We start from the raw sequence: 229 nt of genomic DNA on the forward strand, positions 1-229 counted from the left end.
CGGTGTCGCGGTGTACGGCCTGGTCACGCTCAGCGGCGGATCGGTCGACCAGACCGAGGTCGTGGCGATCGGTGTCGCCTGGGCTCTGCTCGTCGCGATCGCGCTGTTCCAATATATCGAGACCGAACGGGGCGGTCGGGACTGAGCCGCACCGTCGGGGGGACCCGTCCGTCACTCCGAGCGCCAGACCGCCCGCGGCAGGGCGAAACCCGGGTTTCCGTCGCGGAGC

The organism is Halorubrum sp. SS7, assembly GCF_005435055.1.
GTDB classification, from domain to species: domain Archaea; phylum Halobacteriota; class Halobacteria; order Halobacteriales; family Haloferacaceae; genus Halorubrum; species Halorubrum salinarum.